Source organism: Samsonia erythrinae, from assembly GCF_004342665.1.
GTDB lineage: Bacteria > Pseudomonadota > Gammaproteobacteria > Enterobacterales > Enterobacteriaceae > Samsonia > Samsonia erythrinae.
This window is the reverse complement of sequence record NZ_SMBY01000009.1, coordinates 80,101-95,693: the sequence shown is the minus strand read 5'-3', so window position 1 is coordinate 95,693 and position 15,593 is coordinate 80,101. Positions and strand designations below refer to the sequence as shown.

Genomic DNA, 15,593 nt, shown 5'->3' with positions numbered 1-15,593 from the left:
AGGCAGGACAAGGACGTCGGTTTCGCAGGGTGAATTTATGGGGCGGATGTTTTAACAGCAGCCAGCGTCCTTTTTCCAAAAAGGGATTGACGCTTCAGTAGGGTAGCAGTAAGATGCGCCCGCATTCGGTGAGTGGCGCAGCCTGGTAGCGCACTTCGTTCGGGACGAAGGGGTCGGAGGTTCGAATCCTCTCTCACCGACCAATCTTTCCCACCCAACAGTTTATCCCCATCCATTTTTATTTTATCGCGTGATTTTCACCCGCAAACGAGATCTCTTTCTGACATTTTTGGCGTCGGCTGCTGTTATTTTCTCCTGCGTTGTTTCGGAATGCTCCCAAAAAGCAGTCTAGGGGGTGTCTATTAATTATGCTGGTTTTTTTAATTTGTTGTTTTATCTATTAAAAACAAAAAAATTTCTGTTGCTAAAAAGAAACCTGACTTTACCTCTGCATATTTAAATGTAAATTTATGCGCGGTCAACTTACGCGGTATTTATTCCTTCGCTTTGTTGAAACTGCCTTTTTATTCAAACATGGAAGATGTTTTGATCATGAAAAAAACAACGCTGTTGTGCTCCACTCTGGTTGCTTGTGCCATGGGAATCTCTGTTGCTCAGGCAACACAAACGGTGTCATTAGGCTATGCGCAGGCGAAAGTCGATGATTTTAAAGATCTGAAAGGGATCACGGCCAAATACCATTATCAGGGCGATTCCGCCCTCGGCATTATTGGTTCTTTCACCTATGTCACCGGTAAAGAGAGCTACTCACAGCAGAGTACCGGGTTTAGTTCACATGAAAGCGATAAAGTGAAATATTACTCTTTGATGGTTGGGCCATCTTACCAAATTAACGATATCGTGAGTGTTTATGGCCTTGCGGGATTGGGTTACGGCAAGGTTGATTCTTCGTACCATTACACATTGCCCCGCGAATCAGGAAGTGAGCATTTCAGTGATTATGAAACCCGTTTTGCTTACGGTGCCGGTATTCAGATTACGCCAGTGGCAAACTGGACGGTTGATATCGGCTACGAAGGGACAAAAATTTATGATACGCGTATAGACGGCTTTAATGTTGGCGTCGGCTACCGTTTCTGATGTGCTGAATCGCAACCGGCGGAGAGCTTTCCGCCGGTTATTGGTTTTTCTTCCCCCTTCCTCTTCGACTATCACATTCTCCAGCGATTGGTTGTCGTAATAGAGAAACAAAACCTGCAACATTCATTACCTACGGCATTGGTATAAAGGCGCTTTGCCTCTTCTCTGCGTTGCGCTGGCGTGATGCCTGGGTTCTTGCGCTCTCCACGTCTTTCTTCTTCAATGGGGGCAGTCCGGGGCGGGAAGCGCGCTGACAAATGATCAATCAATTTAAAAAGTTTTTTACACGCTACTCAGTATGCTTATTTTCGCTTGCTGTCAAATAATGATGTGAGTGAAATAACCCATCGCATAAACATGCGTAACTGATTACGCAGGTAGAGGTAAATGAAATGAATATTAAACAGAAAGTCAGTGCAATGACGTTAGAAGAAAAGATTGGGCAAAAAATCATGTTGGATTTTCGCTACTGGAATTCCAATGATGAAGAAAATAATAAGGATATGATCGCTCCCAATGATTTCATCGCGAACTTGATGACGGAGAATCATATCGGCGGCGTGATCCTTTTTGCGAACAATCTTAAAAACAAGGAACAAATTAATACGCTCACCGCCTGGTATGCCGCGATGAAAACCTGCGGAGATATCCGATTGTTTATTGGAACAGATAACGAAGGGGGCAATGTTTTCCGGCTGCCCCGCGAGGATTATGCGCCATTTCCCGGAAGCATGGCGCTTTCTGCCGCGATTGAAGGGGGAGCGGATATCCAACTTGCTGGCGAACAAGGAAAGCAGATGGCGCAAGATATGCTGTCTGTTCATATTAATACCAACTTTGCGCCGGTCGTGGATGTCAACACCAACCCTTTCAACCCGGTGATCAACGTCAGGGCGTTCAGTGATGATGTGGGGACGGTTTCCCGACTGGCGGAGAAAATGACGGCGGGGATGAAACAGCAGAATTTAATCACGGCTTACAAACATTTTCCGGGACATGGCGACACCGCGACCGATTCTCATACGGGTCTGCCTCGGGTTGATCGCTCCCGGGAAGACGCTTTCGCGATCGATATTGCGCCATATAAGCATGCCATTGATCGCGCGGCCGCTCCGGATATGATCATGACGGCTCATATTCAATACCCGGCGTTGGATAACAGCCGGGTACGCACCCGAACGGGGGAAGAGATTACCGTGCCGGCTACCATGTCACGGGAGATCCAAACCCAGATCTTGCGCCATGAGTTAGGGTATGACGGCGTGACTATTTCAGATGCGCTTGATATGGGCGCGATCGCGGACTATTTCAGCCAGGATGATGCCATTGAACGGGTATTCACGGCGGGAGTGGATATTGCTCTGATGCCCGTCAGTCTTTCGTCGCCCTCTCAGGCGGCGCTGCTGCCGGAATTAATCCGTTCTGTGACAGACAAGGTAAAAAAAGGCGTCATTCGCGAGTCGGATATTAATGAATCTGTTGAGCGTATCCTGCGTCTCAAGCAGCAATACCATCTGCTGGGCGATGGCGTTGAAATGAGCGACGTTGTCTCATCGGGCAAGGCGTTGGAAAAGCAGATTTCCGATCGGGCGATCACCGTTGTGATTAACCACTATATGGCTCTGCCGCTGTCGGACAACACTCTGCGCTACTTTATTCTGACGCCTTGGGGCGAGCAAGCCAAAGGTATCGCTGAGGAAATGGGGCGCGCAGGCTATCAGCATGTGGTTGCACTCAAGGAGACGACGCTGACGGAGGCGGAAATCAGGCAGCAGATTTCCGCCTGTGATGTGTTTATGCTGGGTACGCTGTCCACCAGTTTTTCTCCGGTCGAACATGACAACGCGAACACGGAGGCCGTGAAAGATGATCGCTACCTGAGCTGGTTGCGTTATGCCGGCCAACAGGGGAAAAAACGCATACATCTTTCACTGCGTGCGCCGTATGACATTGTCCGCTATGCCAACGATATTGATGCATCGGTGGCGACCTATTCGTATTACGGCTATGACGAGGGGGTATGGCGCGGATACGCAATGATATCGCTGGCGGAGGTATTGATAGGGAAACGGTCGCCGCAGGGGAAACTGCCCGTCAACGTGTGGTATGACTACGATGCGACGACGGATACCGGGACGGTGGCATTTCCCAGAGGGTATGGACTACGTTGGTGAGTAGATCCGCCGGGCCTATTCACGGAAAGGGAGCGCCTGTGCGCAGGCCCAGGCTGAGCTCCACGCCCATTGGAAGTTATAGCCGCCGAGCCAGCCGGTGACATCGACCACTTCACCGATGAAATACAGCCCGCGCACAGCGTTGGCCTCCATGGTTTTGGAGGACAGCGCCTGCGTGTCAACGCCGCCGATAGTCACTTCGGCGGTGCGATAGCCTTCCGTCCCGTTTGGCTGTACGCGCCATTGTTGCAGGTTTTGCGCAATGCGGGCCTGTTGTGTGTGATTAAGCTGTTTTAATGTCACGTCCGGCAACTGTCCCAGCGTTTGCAGACACTCGACCAGTCGTTTGGGTAGCCACTGTGCCAGCGTGTTTTTCAGGCTTTGATTCGGGTGAGCGGCGCGCTCGTCATTAAGTAAGGTGGTGAGATCGCGATCGGGCAGCAAATTGATGGTAACGAATTCACCGGCCTGCCAGTAGCTGGAAACTTGCAAAATAGCCGGCCCGGACAGACCGCGATGCGTAAACAGAATGTTTTCACGAAATGTTACGCCGTTTTCTGCGGTGACGATGGCGGGCACGGAAACGCCGGAAAGCGCCTGTAGCTGTTCGAGCAGCGGCTTGTGTAGCGTAAACGGCACTAGTGCGGCGCGGGTCGGGAGCACATTGATACCGAACTGCGCGGCAAGCTGATAGCCAAAGGGCGTGGCGCCCAGACCGGGCATCGACAGGCCGCCACTGGCGACGACCAGCGCCGCGCTGTGGAATGATGCGCCGTTGTTGAGGTGGATCGTGAAGCGATCGCCGGATTTCTCCACCGCGGTAACTTCACTGCGCAGGCGGATGGTAACATTCGCCTGCTCACACTCGGCCACCAGCATATCTACGACCTGCTGTGCGGAATCATCGCAGAATAGCTGACCGAGCGTCTTCTCGTGATAGGCGATGCGGTGGCTGTTGACCAGACTAATGAAATCCCATTGGGTGTAACGCGCCAGCGCCGATTTACAAAAATGGGGGTTGTGGGACAGATACGCTGCGGGTTCTGCATAGAGATTGGTGAAGTTGCAGCGACCGCCGCCGGACATCAATATTTTCCGACCGGGCTTCTTGCCGTTGTCGAGCAGTAGAACACGCAGCCCGCGTTGTCCGGCCTGTGCCGCACAGAACATACCTGCCGCTCCGGCACCGATGATGACCGCGTCGAACTGTTCCACAATGCATGTCTCCAATGAGTGATGGGGGGAGCCTCTGGCGCAAGCCGTTGGGGCGGCAAATTGTAGTGTTGGTTGCTGTTCGATACCAGCGTAACAATTTGCGTGTTTTGGTAAAAATATATTAATTATTTGATTTTTATATGATTAATGGTTTTCATGCTTTTCTCTGCCAAAGATTAAGTCAAAAAAAAGTCATATTTCCCTTTTCCCCACCCCTGATTGTCGCCGATAATGCGCCGCGTTCATGACCACTAAATGGCCTAACGTTTATGTTACATTTATTCGCCGGACTGGATTACTACACCGGCTTGATGCTGATACTGGCTTTGTTGTTTGTATTGTTCTATGAAGCCATTAACGGTTTTCACGATACCGCGAACGCCGTTGCCACCGTTATCTATACCCGAGCCATGCGCGCTGAGTTTGCTGTTGTGATGGCAGGTATCTTTAACTTTTTTGGTGTACTGCTGGGTGGCCTGAGCGTCGCCTATGCAATTGTCCACCTTCTCCCCACGGATTTATTGCTGAATGTGAGTTCGGCGCATGGTCTGGCCATGGTGTTTTCCATGCTGCTGGCCGCCATTATCTGGAACCTGGGTACATGGTATTTCGGTCTTCCCGCGTCCAGTTCTCATACCTTGATCGGCGCCATTATCGGGATTGGTTTGACCAACGCTTTGCTGACGGATACCTCTGTTGTTGATGCCTTAAACGTGCCGAAAATGATCACGATATTCCTGTCTCTGCTGTTATCGCCGATTGTGGGGATGATTGTTGCAGGCGTGATGGTGTGGGCGCTGCGTCGATTCTGGAACAACAGTAAAAAGCGCAAACGCGTGCATTTGACACCTGTCGATCGCGAGAAGCAGGACGGCAAACGTAAGCCGCCGTTCTGGACGCGTACCGCGCTGATTTTATCAGCGATTGGCGTAAGCTTCTCTCATGGCGCGAACGATGGGCAAAAAGGCATCGGCCTGATTATGTTGGTGCTGATTGGTGTTGCGCCGGCCGGGTTTATTGTCAACATGAATGCGTCTGGATACGACATCAGCCGTACCCGCGATGCGGTTGTCAATTTACAGGAATATTACCAGCAGCATGGCGACGCGCTGAAGCACGTTATCGATCTGTCTCCGCCGGTCATTCCCTCACCGGAAAGCACGATCCCCGGCAACGGTCAGAAAGAGTTCCATTGTGACAGTTCACGCGTGATGATTGTGATTGAACATACGCAAAATCTGCTGAATAACCTGAAGAGCTACGAGCAGTTGAATGCTGACGATCGTAGCCGGGCGCGTCGTCTGTTGATGTGCATCGCGGATACGATGGATCGCATTATTAAGCTGCCGGAAACCCCGACGGACGATAAGCGTTACCTGAGCAACCTGCGCAAAGACATGTTGCAGACGGTGGAATATGCGCCTATCTGGATCATTGTTGCCGTTGCTCTGGCATTGTCTCTGGGCACGATGATCGGCTGGAAACGCGTGGCGGTGACCATCGGTGAGAAGATCGGCAAGAAAGGGATGACCTATGCGCAAGGCGTTTCCGCGCAGGTGACGGCGGCATTGTCGATTGGCGTTGCCAGTTATACCGGTATGCCGGTTTCCACAACGCACGTTCTGTCCTCCGCGGTTGCGGGCACAATGATTGTCGACGGCGGGGGCGTGCAGGGTAAAACGATAAGAAGCATTCTGCTGGCCTGGGTATTAACGCTGCCGATCTCAATGCTGATGTCCGGTTCGTTATACTGGCTGGCGCTGAAGCTGATTTAGTTTCGTTAGCGCGTCAATCATAAAAAAGGCGATTCTGTGGGGATCGCCTTTTTACTTTTTATCGACATTCATGGAGTGAGTAGGCGGGGTTAATACCACATCATCATGGCGACCAGACTAATGATGACAAGGCCGCATAAGGCGGTCGTGAGTAGAAATTGTCCTCTCACTCGTTCGCAGCGGCGAATGAATTCGGGATCGTGATGTTCAAGATAGCGTTGTGCATAGATATAACGTACCAGCCGGATTTGCTTACTTGGCTGACCATGCGATGTGAAAAAACCGCCGCCATCGACGTATTGGTAAAGCAGCGGATCGCAATCACGCAATACCAGCAGCAAGACGCGTAATGACGAATAATACCGCGCCATATTGATGATGCAGACGACACATAAAGCCCAGAAAAGCGCAAATGTACTGATCATGCTTCCCTCCCGGTCGTTCTGTTCGTCAGATGAGGCGACCCTGCGTTCCCATAATCCCACCTGCGGCCGCAACAACTAGTCTGTCTGCGAACAGTTAGGTATGCCACGCGCTTGCGTGCGATTTTATTGTTAATGCGAAGAGACAGAGTACGACGGCTAATCCTATCGTTTTCCATCCACAGGCGTGACGAATAGACTCACCACCCCCTACTTTTTAGTGTAGAAGAAGAACGCTTGTTTGTGCCAGTGAGGGCTGCGCGATCCGCTTAAAGGATGATTTTCAACGATGTAATGTCTCATCCTGAAGGAGAAAACACGTGATTTAATTATGAAAAGGAGCGGTTTCAACTACACTTATTAATAGAATTAACAGGTTTGAAACGGGTTGTGATCGACTGAACATACCGATAGCGCGGGTGAGTGCTATTCTATAATCCGCTGTTAAGAATCAGATCGGCAGGAGAAATATCTGCTAACCCTTAATTAGTCTTTACGGAAGGAGTCTTATTATGGCCTATAAACATATCCTTATTGCTGTTGACCTTTCTCCAGAAAGCAAAGTGTTAGTGGAAAAAGCCGTATCAATGGCCAAACCGTACAATGCAAAAGTCTCGTTAATTCATGTCGATGTGAACTACTCCGATCTCTACACGGGGCTCATCGACGTCAATCTGGGGGATATGCAACAGAGGATTTCTGAAGAAACCCATAACGCGTTGACCGAACTGTCGCAAAACGCAGGTTATCCGATAAGTGAAACGCTGAGCGGCAGCGGCGATTTAGGGCAGGTTCTGGTTGATGCCATTAAGAAATATGATGTCGATCTGGTGCTGTGCGGACACCATCAGGATTTCTGGAGCAAACTGATGTCTTCGGCACGCCAACTGATCAACACGGTGCATGTCGACATGCTCATCGTGCCGCTACGCGATAGTGAAGACGAATAAAAATTAGCTTTTATTGAATTTTTTTTCAGTCTTGAAAGGCACGGCTTTTATGCTGTGCCTTTTGTTATATAACAAAAACTTATGCCAAAATTTCCCTTCAGGAATTGCGAAAACTCCCTCCTATCTCATTGGATTCTAACGTTTATCTGAAAAGAAAACGCTTGCTTAAATATCCATCGCTAGTGTTATAGTCCAGAGGACACAACATCATTTTCACCGATCCCGCAAGCTTCAGCGTGTCTAAAAATAAGAAGCAGATGGGAGCTTAATTCGTTCAATCAGGAGCAGTTCATGGCACAAATCGTATCTCTGGCAAGTTTTCTTGATTCTGTCCAACAACGTGACCCGCACCAGCCTGAATTCTTACAGGCCGTTAACGAAGTGCTGTCCACGCTATGGCCTTTTCTGGAGCAGAATCCTCATTATGCCGATTACAGCCTGTTGGAACGCCTGGTGGAACCTGAGCGCGTAATTCAGTTCCGCGTCGCCTGGACGGACGATAAGGGACTAGTACAAGTGAACCGCGCCTGGCGCGTCCAGTTCAGTTCCGCGATTGGTCCATACAAAGGCGGCATGCGTTTCCATCCGTCGGTTAACCTGTCGATTCTGAAGTTTCTCGGGTTTGAGCAGACATTCAAAAATGCGCTGACGACGCTGCCAATGGGCGGTGGTAAAGGCGGTTCGGACTTTAACCCGAAAGGGAAAAGTCAGGGAGAAGTCATGCGCTTCTGTCAGGCGCTGATGACGGAGCTGTATCGTCATCTGGGCGCGGATACCGACGTGCCGGCGGGGGATATCGGCGTAGGCGGGCGTGAAGTCGGCTTTATGGCTGGCATGATGAAGAAACTGACCAATAACACCGCATGCATCTTTACCGGCAAAGGGCTGTCATTCGGCGGTAGCCTGATCCGTCCGGAAGCGACGGGTTACGGACTGATTTACTTCACCGAGGCGATGCTGAAACGCCACGGTCTGGGTTTTGAAGGGATGCGGGTTGCGGTATCCGGCTCCGGTAATGTGGCGCAGTACGCGATTGAAAAAGCGATGGCGTTGGGGGCTCGTGTGGTCACGGCATCCGATTCCAACGGCACGGTGGTGGATGAAGACGGGTTTACGCCGGAGAAACTGGCGCTGCTGGAAGAGATCAAGAATCAGCGTTATGGCCGTGTGGAAGACTATGCGCGTGAAGCGAAACTGACCTATATTGCCGGCAAAACGCCGTGGGACGTGCCGGTAGACATCGCTCTGCCGTGCGCCACACAGAATGAGCTGGATCTGCCGGCGGCGCAGCGGCTTATCGCTAACGGCGTGAAAGCCGTGGCAGAAGGGGCCAATATGCCGACCACAATCCCGGCGACAGATGCGTTCCTGGAAGCGGGCGTACTGTTTGCGCCGGGAAAAGCCGCCAATGCCGGCGGCGTGGCGACATCGGGCCTGGAGATGGCGCAGAATGCGGCGCGTTTAGGCTGGAAAGCAGAGAAAGTGGATGCGCGTCTGCATCACATCATGCTGGATATTCACAATGCGTGCGTGCAGTACGGCGGCGAGTCTCGCCAGACTAACTACGTGCGCGGCGCCAATGTGGCGGGCTTCGTCAAAGTCGCCGACGCGATGCTGGCGCAGGGCGTGGTGTAATTTTTTTGCGCTGATGCCCCTGCCGGCGGTTAAGGCTGCGTAGGGGCAGAGATGTTAAGCGGGAGCCACGTTTAGCCATTGGTTGACTGTTCTGGCGGGGTAACGGTTTCTGCACAGACAGCGCGGTGATACCCTGCGACGTCTCCCGTTCTTTTCGATGGCACACCTCTGTGCCTCCGTCTGGATTGTCAGGCCGGAAGGTAAAAATCGAAGCGGTGGCTTTTGGTTGCCAGCACGGATTGTGCCGGTACGCCAGCCAGCGGCGGCGCATAGTCCGGTCGCTTCACCACCACGCGTTTCTTCGCCAGCGCGCGCGCAGGTGCCAGCAGCGCATCGGCATCGTCATCGGCACCAACCAGTGATTGAAACACCCGCATCTCTTTTTTCACCAGCGCGCTTTTTTGCTTGTGCGGAAACATCGGGTCGAGATACACCACATCCGGCGGGGGCGTAATAGCGCGCAGCGCGGTCATACTTGAAGCGTGCAGCAGCGTCAGCCTCTCCCGCAGCCACGGGCCAATCTCCGCATCCTGATAGCCGCGCCGCAGCCCGTCGTCGAGCAGCGCCGCCACCACCGGATTGCGTTCCACCATACGTACCCGACAGCCCAGCGCCGCCAGCACAAAGGCATCGCGTCCCAGTCCGGCCGTTGCATCCACCACGTCCGGCAGATAACCTTTTTTGATCCCGACGGCTTTGGCGACCGCTTCGCCGCGCCCGCCGCCAAAGCGACGGCGGTGCGCCATCGTCCCGGCGACGAAATCGACGAAGACGGCGCCGAGCTTCGGTTCGTCCCGCTTACGCAATTCCAGTCGCTCCGCCGTCAGCACCAGCGCAATCACCGCATCGGGATCGGAAACCAGCCCCCAGCGTTCGGCCAGTGAAGAGAAGGCGCCATTATCGGCGCCTTCTTCTGCGATCAGGCAGACACTCATTCTTTGATACCGTAATGCGCCAGCATCGCGTCCAACTGCGGTTCACGGCCACGGAAGCGTTTGAACAACGCCATCGGCTCTTCAGAACCACCACGGGTCAGGATGTTATCCAGGAATGACTGACCGGTTTCACGGTTGAAGATCCCTTCTTCCTCGAAGCGGGAATAGGCGTCGGCGGCCAGCACATCGGCCCACAGATAGCTGTAATAACCGGCGGCATATCCCCCCGCGAAGATGTGGCTGAATGCGTGCGGGAAGCGGCCCCAGCTAGGGCTTGGCACCACGGCCACCTGCGCTTTGACTTCAGCGAGCGTCGGCAGAATGCGTGCGCCTTTCTCTGGATCAAATTCGGCGTGCAGGCGGAAATCAAACAGCCCGAACTCCAGCTGGCGCAGGATGAACAATGCAGCCTGATAGTTCTTCGCCGCCAGCATCTTATCCAGCAGTTCCTGCGGTAGCGGTTCACCGGTTTCATAATGGCCGGAGATAAAAGCCAGCGCTTCCGGTTCCCAGCACCAGTTTTCCATAAACTGGCTTGGCAGTTCGACCGCATCCCAGGGTACGCCGTTGATGCCCGCGACGCCGGCGGTATCGATCTGGGTCAGCATGTGGTGCAGGCCGTGGCCGAATTCGTGGAATAGCGTGGTGACTTCGTTGTGCGTGAACAGTGCCGGTTTGCCGTTGACCGGACGGTTAAAGTTACAGACCAGATAGGCGACCGGTTTTTGCAGTTCGCCATTACCTTTACGCAGTTTACCCGCGCAGTCGTCCATCCAGGCGCCGCCGCGTTTGTGTTCACGGGCGTACAGGTCGAGGTAGAAACTGCCGCGCAGTTCACCGCTTTCATCAAACAGGTCGAAGAAGCGCACGTCCGGGTGCCAGACGTCCACATCGTGACGCTCTTTGGCCGTGATGCCGTAAATGCGTTTCACCACTTCAAACAGGCCGTTTACCGCACGATCTTCCGGGAAGTAGGGGCGAAGTTGCTCATCACTGATGGAATACAGATGCTGTTTCTGTTGCTCGCTGTAGTAGGTGATATCCCAGGGGTGTAATTCATCTACGCCGTAGTGTTCTTTGGCGAAAGCGCGCAGCCGCGCCAGCTCCTCTTCAGCCTGCGGGCGGGCGCGTTTTGCCAGATCGCTCAGAAAATCGAGTACCTGCTGTGGGTTTTCCGCCATTTTGGTCGCCAGCGATTTGTGCGCGTAGCTATCGAAGCCGAGAAGTTGCGCCAGCTCGTGACGTAACGCCAGCGCTTCCGCCATGATGTCACTGTTGTCCCATTTGCCCGCATTCGGCCCCTGATCGGACGCGCGGGTGGCGTAGGCGCGGTACATTTCTTCGCGCAGCGCCTGATTGGCGCAATATGTCATCACCGGCAGATAGCTCGGAATATCCAGCGTCAGCAGCCAGCCGTCCTGCTCTTTGGCTTCCGCCTGCGCTTTGGCGGCGGCCAATGCGCTTTCCGGCATGCCATCCAGCTCGGCGATGTCGATAATCAGCTTGCTCCAGCCCATGGTGGCATCCAGCACGTTGTTGCTGAACTGCGAGCCGAGTTCAGACAGACGGGCAGCAATTTCACCGTAGCGTTTCTGTTTTTCCGGCGGCAAACCGATGCCGGACAGCTCGAAGTCACGCAGCGCGTTATCGACGGATTTCTTCTGCGCCACGCTCAGCTCGGCGTAATGTTCGCCATCGCGCAGGCTGCGATAGGCCTGATATAGCCCGGCATGCTGGCCGACCCAGGTGCTGTGTTCGGACAACAGCGGCAGACATTGCTCATAAGCGCTACGCAGCTCCGGACTGTTCTTCACCGCGTTCAGGTGGCTGACGGGGGAAAAGATGCGGCCAAGACGATCGTCGCTGTCTGCCAGCGGCTGACACAGATTGTCCCAGGTAAACGGCCCCGCTTGCGCCACCACACGCTCTACCGTCTCGCGGCACTCATCCAGCGCAGATTTCACTGCCGGGACAATATCTTCCGTTTTGATGCTGGAGAACGGGGGGAGGGTAAATGAGGTCAGTAATGGATTCGTCATGGTGCCGTCCTGATAATTGTAGGTGATCTCGTTGCCGGTAAGTGGAAACTCTTGCTGAGAAACCGGCAAGGCGGATATCAACTGAAGATAATTCTTTAAGATGAGGTCAAGCGGCGTGAAAATCAATGGGGGAAGCGGCGTTGCTCGTGGTTAAAGGTGCGTTTGGGCGAGAGAGTCAGCGCCGCCTGTTCCCTGAGCGTTATCGTTCGGGCATTTTTGTCCAGCCAGCGGGGTGAACGATAGCCAGGGATAACGCCCTGCGTATTGCTGGCTGGAATAAAGTTAGCACGCTAACTGTGCGTCATAGCCAGCATAAAAAAAACGAATTGCATACGGGTTGCCTTGTTCGATAAAGAACTCTGCAACGCGTTCCCGCTCCAGCCCGTATCGGCGCGACAACAGCCCCGCTTCAAAGGCCGCATGCTGGCGATCGCCTTTGGTTTCCACCAGATGGTGAGCATAACCGCAGATATAGCCACGTCGATAGTCATAACAATAAGGCCGAATGTCGGAAGTTGATTTTGGGCTGGCGGCCCTTAATCCGGCGATGACACCCCGCTCAAAGTGGTTTTCCATATAACGCTCCTTGGATTTTCGATATATAAAAAATAATATAACGATTGTTTTTCACCCACCAGAGCGAATAGAAAATTTTCCTGCTCTGCTGCGCGCACGCGTAGTGCCGGCATATTCGTTCTGCTTGCAGAAAGGTGGGGCTGTTGAAGGGTATTAACTGGGGCGGTGTGCTTTCTAGCTGGACTGTGTCGCCGTGACAAAAAACGCCGTGGCGGGATTGATGGGATATTTTCTGTCGTAGACAGTTATACTGTCGGTTAATCGACGTTATTTATAAAACTTCACCGGAAAGTAAGCATGCTAAGTTACCGCCACAGTTTCCATGCCGGCAATCACGCCGACGTGCTGAAACATACCGTTCAGAGCCTGATCATTACCGCCTTGAAAGAGAAAGAAAAACCTTTCCTGTATCTCGACACCCATGCGGGGGCTGGTCGCTATCAGCTCAGCGGTGAACACGCCGAGCGCACCGGCGAGTATCTGGATGGCATCGCGAAAATCTGGCAGCGTGATGACTTGCCGCCTGAGCTTGAACCTTACATGCAGGCGGTGCGCACCTATAATCATAACGGCCAGTTGCGCTATTACCCCGGTTCTCCGCTGATTGCCCGCCAACTGCTGCGTGAGCAGGACAAGATTCACCTGACTGAACTGCACCCCAGCGATTTCCCGTTATTGCGCAGCGAGTTCCAGAAAGATGCGCGTGCGCGCGTTCAGCGTGAGGATGGCTATCAGCAGTTGAAATCACAGCTACCACCGCTTTCACGCCGGGGTTTTGTGTTGATCGACCCGCCCTATGAGCTAAAAACGGACTATCAGGCCGTCGTGAAAGGCATTCAGGAAGGGCATAAACGTTTTGCCACCGGCGTGTTTGCGCTGTGGTATCCGGTGGTGTTGCGTCAGCACATCAAGCGCCTATTGAAAGAGCTGGAGGCCACCGGCATTCGCAATATTTTGCAAATCGAGCTGGCGGTGCTGCCGGACAGCGATCGGCATGGGATGACGGCGTCAGGCATGATCGTCATTAATCCGCCGTGGAAACTGGCCGCGCAAATGAAGCGCGTTCTGCCGTGGCTGCATCAAACGCTGGTGCCGGAAGGGACCGGACATACGCTGGTGGAACAGCGCGTACCGGAGTAATACCAGGGTTTTTAAGTGGAGACGATCGATTTTCCCGATTGAAACCATAGGCGTAACCTTTATGGGGCGTATGGCTCCGGCGTTACACTCTAGGCAAATTTTATTCACTTAAGCATGGGTAACCTGATGACCAAACACTATGACTACCTTGCTATTGGTGGCGGCAGCGGCGGTATCGCGTCTATCAACCGCGCGGCGATGTATGGACAAAAATGTGCGTTGATCGAAGCAAAATATCTGGGCGGCACCTGCGTCAATGTCGGCTGCGTGCCGAAGAAAGTGATGTGGCATGCGGCGCAGATTGCCGAAGCGATCCATCAGTACGGGCCGGATTATGGATTCGATACCACGGTGAACGCGTTTAACTGGGGTACGCTGGTCAAGAACCGTAGCGCCTACATCGATCGCATTCACCAGTCCTATGACAACGTGCTGGGTAAGAATAAGGTCGATGTCATCCACGGTTTTGCGCGCTTTGTCGATGCGCATACGGTGGAAGTCAACGGCGAGAAAATGACGGCTGACCACATCCTGATTGCGACGGGCGGCCGTCCGGTGCACCCGGATATTCCCGGCGCGGAATACGGTATTGATTCCGATGGCTTCTTTGAACTGGATGCGTTGCCGAAGCGTACCGCTATCGTCGGTGCCGGTTATATCGCGGTAGAGATTGCCGGCGTGCTGAACGCGCTGGGTTCTGAAACCCATCTGTTTGTGCGTAAACATGCGCCGCTGCGCAGCTTTGATCCGCTGATTGTCGATACGTTGCTGGAAGTGATGAACACCGAAGGGCCGACGCTGCATACCGAATCGATTCCGAAAGCGGTAGTGAAGAACGCGGATGGCAGCCTGACGCTGGAACTGGAAAACGGTCGGTCACAAACTGTCGATTGCCTGATTTGGGCGATTGGTCGCGAACCCGCGACGGATAACCTGAACCTGAGCGTCACCGGCGTGGCGCTGAACGACAAAGGCTACATCAACGTCGATAAATTCCAGAATACCAACGTTCCTGGCATTTACGCGGTAGGCGATAACACCGGGGCTGTCGAGCTCACGCCGGTTGCCGTCGCGGCAGGGCGTCGTCTGTCCGAACGTCTGTTTAACAACAAGCCGGACGAGCATCTGGACTACAGCAACATCCCGACCGTTGTCTTCAGCCACCCGCCGATTGGCACCGTCGGGCTGACCGAACCGCAGGCGCGTGAGCAGTACGGCGACGATTGGGTGAAAGTGTATCAATCCGCCTTCACCGCGATGTACACCGCCGTCACACAGCATCGTCAGCCGTGCCGCATGAAGCTGGTCTGCGTGGGGAAAGAGGAAAAAATCGTCGGCATCCACGGCATAGGGTTTGGTATGGACGAAATGCTGCAGGGTTTTGCGGTCGCCGTCAAAATGGGCGCGACCAAGAAAGACTTCGACAACACCGTCGCCATCCACCCGACGGCTGCGGAAGAGTTTGTGACGATGCGGTAATAAGGTAGGGAAGTGGTGCTGCTGCTTTTCTGGAAATGAAAACAGGCTGGTTGAATAGTGAACTATTTGGCCGGCATTTTTTATGTCCGCACCGAACGCTTTATGGTCACGCGATGAAGAAAATGCCGGGTTTATCACCGCACCACCGCGAA

12 protein-coding genes and 1 tRNA gene are annotated in these 15,593 nt (G+C 53.4%); 8 read left to right on the top strand and 5 right to left on the bottom strand.

Going from position 1 to position 15,593, the window contains the following annotated elements; genetic code table 11:
- The first annotated feature begins 126 nt into the window (after positions 1–126).
- The 3 genes from EDC54_RS13905 (at position 127) to EDC54_RS13895 (ending at position 3,275) form a co-directional block, all read left to right on the top strand.
- Positions 127–203, top strand: a tRNA-Pro gene (locus tag EDC54_RS13905).
- A gap of 349 nt (positions 204–552) precedes the next feature.
- Positions 553–1,101 (top strand): Ail/Lom family outer membrane beta-barrel protein, encoded by a 549-nt coding sequence (locus EDC54_RS13900; RefSeq protein ID WP_132457451.1) that lies wholly within the window; start codon positions 553–555, stop codon positions 1,099–1,101.
- A gap of 392 nt (positions 1,102–1,493) precedes the next feature.
- Entirely contained in the window at positions 1,494–3,275 is a 1,782-nt protein-coding gene (locus tag EDC54_RS13895; RefSeq protein ID WP_132457448.1) for a glycoside hydrolase family 3 protein, read from the top strand.
- Between the two features lie 15 nt (positions 3,276–3,290).
- On the opposite strand, the gene EDC54_RS13890 is transcribed toward EDC54_RS13895, so the two are convergent.
- The gene (locus EDC54_RS13890; RefSeq protein ID WP_132457445.1) at positions 3,291–4,490 is read right to left on the bottom strand and encodes a BaiN/RdsA family NAD(P)/FAD-dependent oxidoreductase; all 1,200 of its coding nucleotides are present in this window, start codon (positions 4,488–4,490) and stop codon (positions 3,291–3,293) included.
- A 269-nt stretch (positions 4,491–4,759) separates the two neighbouring features.
- On the opposite strand from EDC54_RS13890, the gene pitA reads away from it, so the two are divergent.
- A complete protein-coding gene (gene pitA / locus EDC54_RS13885) occupies positions 4,760–6,265 on the top strand; it encodes an inorganic phosphate transporter PitA (RefSeq protein ID WP_132457442.1) in 1,506 nt (501 codons plus the stop codon).
- Between the two features lie 89 nt (positions 6,266–6,354).
- Here pitA and uspB read toward each other — a convergent pair whose 3' ends face one another.
- Positions 6,355–6,690: a universal stress protein UspB gene (uspB, locus tag EDC54_RS13880; RefSeq protein WP_132457439.1), complete on the bottom strand. Its 336-nt coding sequence runs from the start codon at positions 6,688–6,690 to the stop codon at positions 6,355–6,357.
- 509 nt (positions 6,691–7,199) lie between these two features.
- Between uspB and uspA the strand changes: the two genes are divergently transcribed.
- Positions 7,200–7,637 (top strand): universal stress protein UspA, encoded by a 438-nt coding sequence (gene uspA, locus EDC54_RS13875; RefSeq protein ID WP_132457436.1) that lies wholly within the window; start codon positions 7,200–7,202, stop codon positions 7,635–7,637.
- Between the two features lie 291 nt (positions 7,638–7,928).
- Positions 7,929–9,272 carry an NADP-specific glutamate dehydrogenase gene (gdhA, locus tag EDC54_RS13870; protein ID WP_132457433.1) on the top strand — a complete coding sequence of 448 codons (1,344 nt, stop codon included), beginning with the start codon at positions 7,929–7,931 and terminating at the stop codon, positions 9,270–9,272.
- A gap of 188 nt (positions 9,273–9,460) precedes the next feature.
- Here the strand turns inward: gdhA and rsmJ are convergent, their stop codons facing one another.
- From rsmJ to EDC54_RS13855, 3 genes are all read right to left on the bottom strand, one after another.
- Positions 9,461–10,207, bottom strand: a complete 747-nt coding sequence (gene rsmJ / locus EDC54_RS13865) for a 16S rRNA (guanine(1516)-N(2))-methyltransferase RsmJ (protein ID WP_132457430.1) — start codon at positions 10,205–10,207, stop codon at positions 9,461–9,463.
- Positions 10,204–12,246, bottom strand: coding sequence for an oligopeptidase A (prlC, locus tag EDC54_RS13860; protein ID WP_132457427.1), 2,043 nt, complete (start codon positions 12,244–12,246; stop codon positions 10,204–10,206). The genes rsmJ and prlC overlap by 4 nt, the downstream gene beginning before the upstream one ends.
- Positions 12,247–12,528: 282 nt before the next feature.
- Entirely contained in the window at positions 12,529–12,822 is a 294-nt protein-coding gene (locus tag EDC54_RS13855; protein ID WP_132457424.1) for a DUF2623 family protein, read from the bottom strand.
- Positions 12,823–13,119: 297 nt separating this feature from the next.
- On the opposite strand from EDC54_RS13855, the gene EDC54_RS13850 reads away from it, so the two are divergent.
- Positions 13,120–13,962 (top strand): 23S rRNA (adenine(2030)-N(6))-methyltransferase RlmJ, encoded by an 843-nt coding sequence (locus tag EDC54_RS13850; RefSeq protein ID WP_132457421.1) that lies wholly within the window; start codon positions 13,120–13,122, stop codon positions 13,960–13,962.
- A gap of 126 nt (positions 13,963–14,088) precedes the next feature.
- Positions 14,089–15,441: a glutathione-disulfide reductase gene (gorA, locus tag EDC54_RS13845; protein WP_132457418.1), complete on the top strand. Its 1,353-nt coding sequence runs from the start codon at positions 14,089–14,091 to the stop codon at positions 15,439–15,441.
- Positions 15,442–15,593: the final 152 nt, after the last annotated feature.

Coding starts and splice junctions, on each gene's coding strand:
- EDC54_RS13900 (WP_132457451.1), top strand. CDS start 553: ATGAAAAAAACAACGCTGTTGTGCTCCACTCTGGTTGCTTGTGCCATG.
- EDC54_RS13895 (WP_132457448.1), top strand. CDS start 1,494: ATGAATATTAAACAGAAAGTCAGTGCAATGACGTTAGAAGAAAAGATT.
- pitA (WP_132457442.1), top strand. CDS start 4,760: ATGTTACATTTATTCGCCGGACTGGATTACTACACCGGCTTGATGCTG.
- uspB (WP_132457439.1), bottom strand. CDS start 6,690: ATGATCAGTACATTTGCGCTTTTCTGGGCTTTATGTGTCGTCTGCATC.
- uspA (WP_132457436.1), top strand. CDS start 7,200: ATGGCCTATAAACATATCCTTATTGCTGTTGACCTTTCTCCAGAAAGC.
- gdhA (WP_132457433.1), top strand. CDS start 7,929: ATGGCACAAATCGTATCTCTGGCAAGTTTTCTTGATTCTGTCCAACAA.
- rsmJ (WP_132457430.1), bottom strand. CDS start 10,207: ATGAGTGTCTGCCTGATCGCAGAAGAAGGCGCCGATAATGGCGCCTTC.
- prlC (WP_132457427.1), bottom strand. CDS start 12,246: ATGACGAATCCATTACTGACCTCATTTACCCTCCCCCCGTTCTCCAGC.
- EDC54_RS13855 (WP_132457424.1), bottom strand. CDS start 12,822: ATGGAAAACCACTTTGAGCGGGGTGTCATCGCCGGATTAAGGGCCGCC.
- EDC54_RS13850 (WP_132457421.1), top strand. CDS start 13,120: ATGCTAAGTTACCGCCACAGTTTCCATGCCGGCAATCACGCCGACGTG.
- gorA (WP_132457418.1), top strand. CDS start 14,089: ATGACCAAACACTATGACTACCTTGCTATTGGTGGCGGCAGCGGCGGT.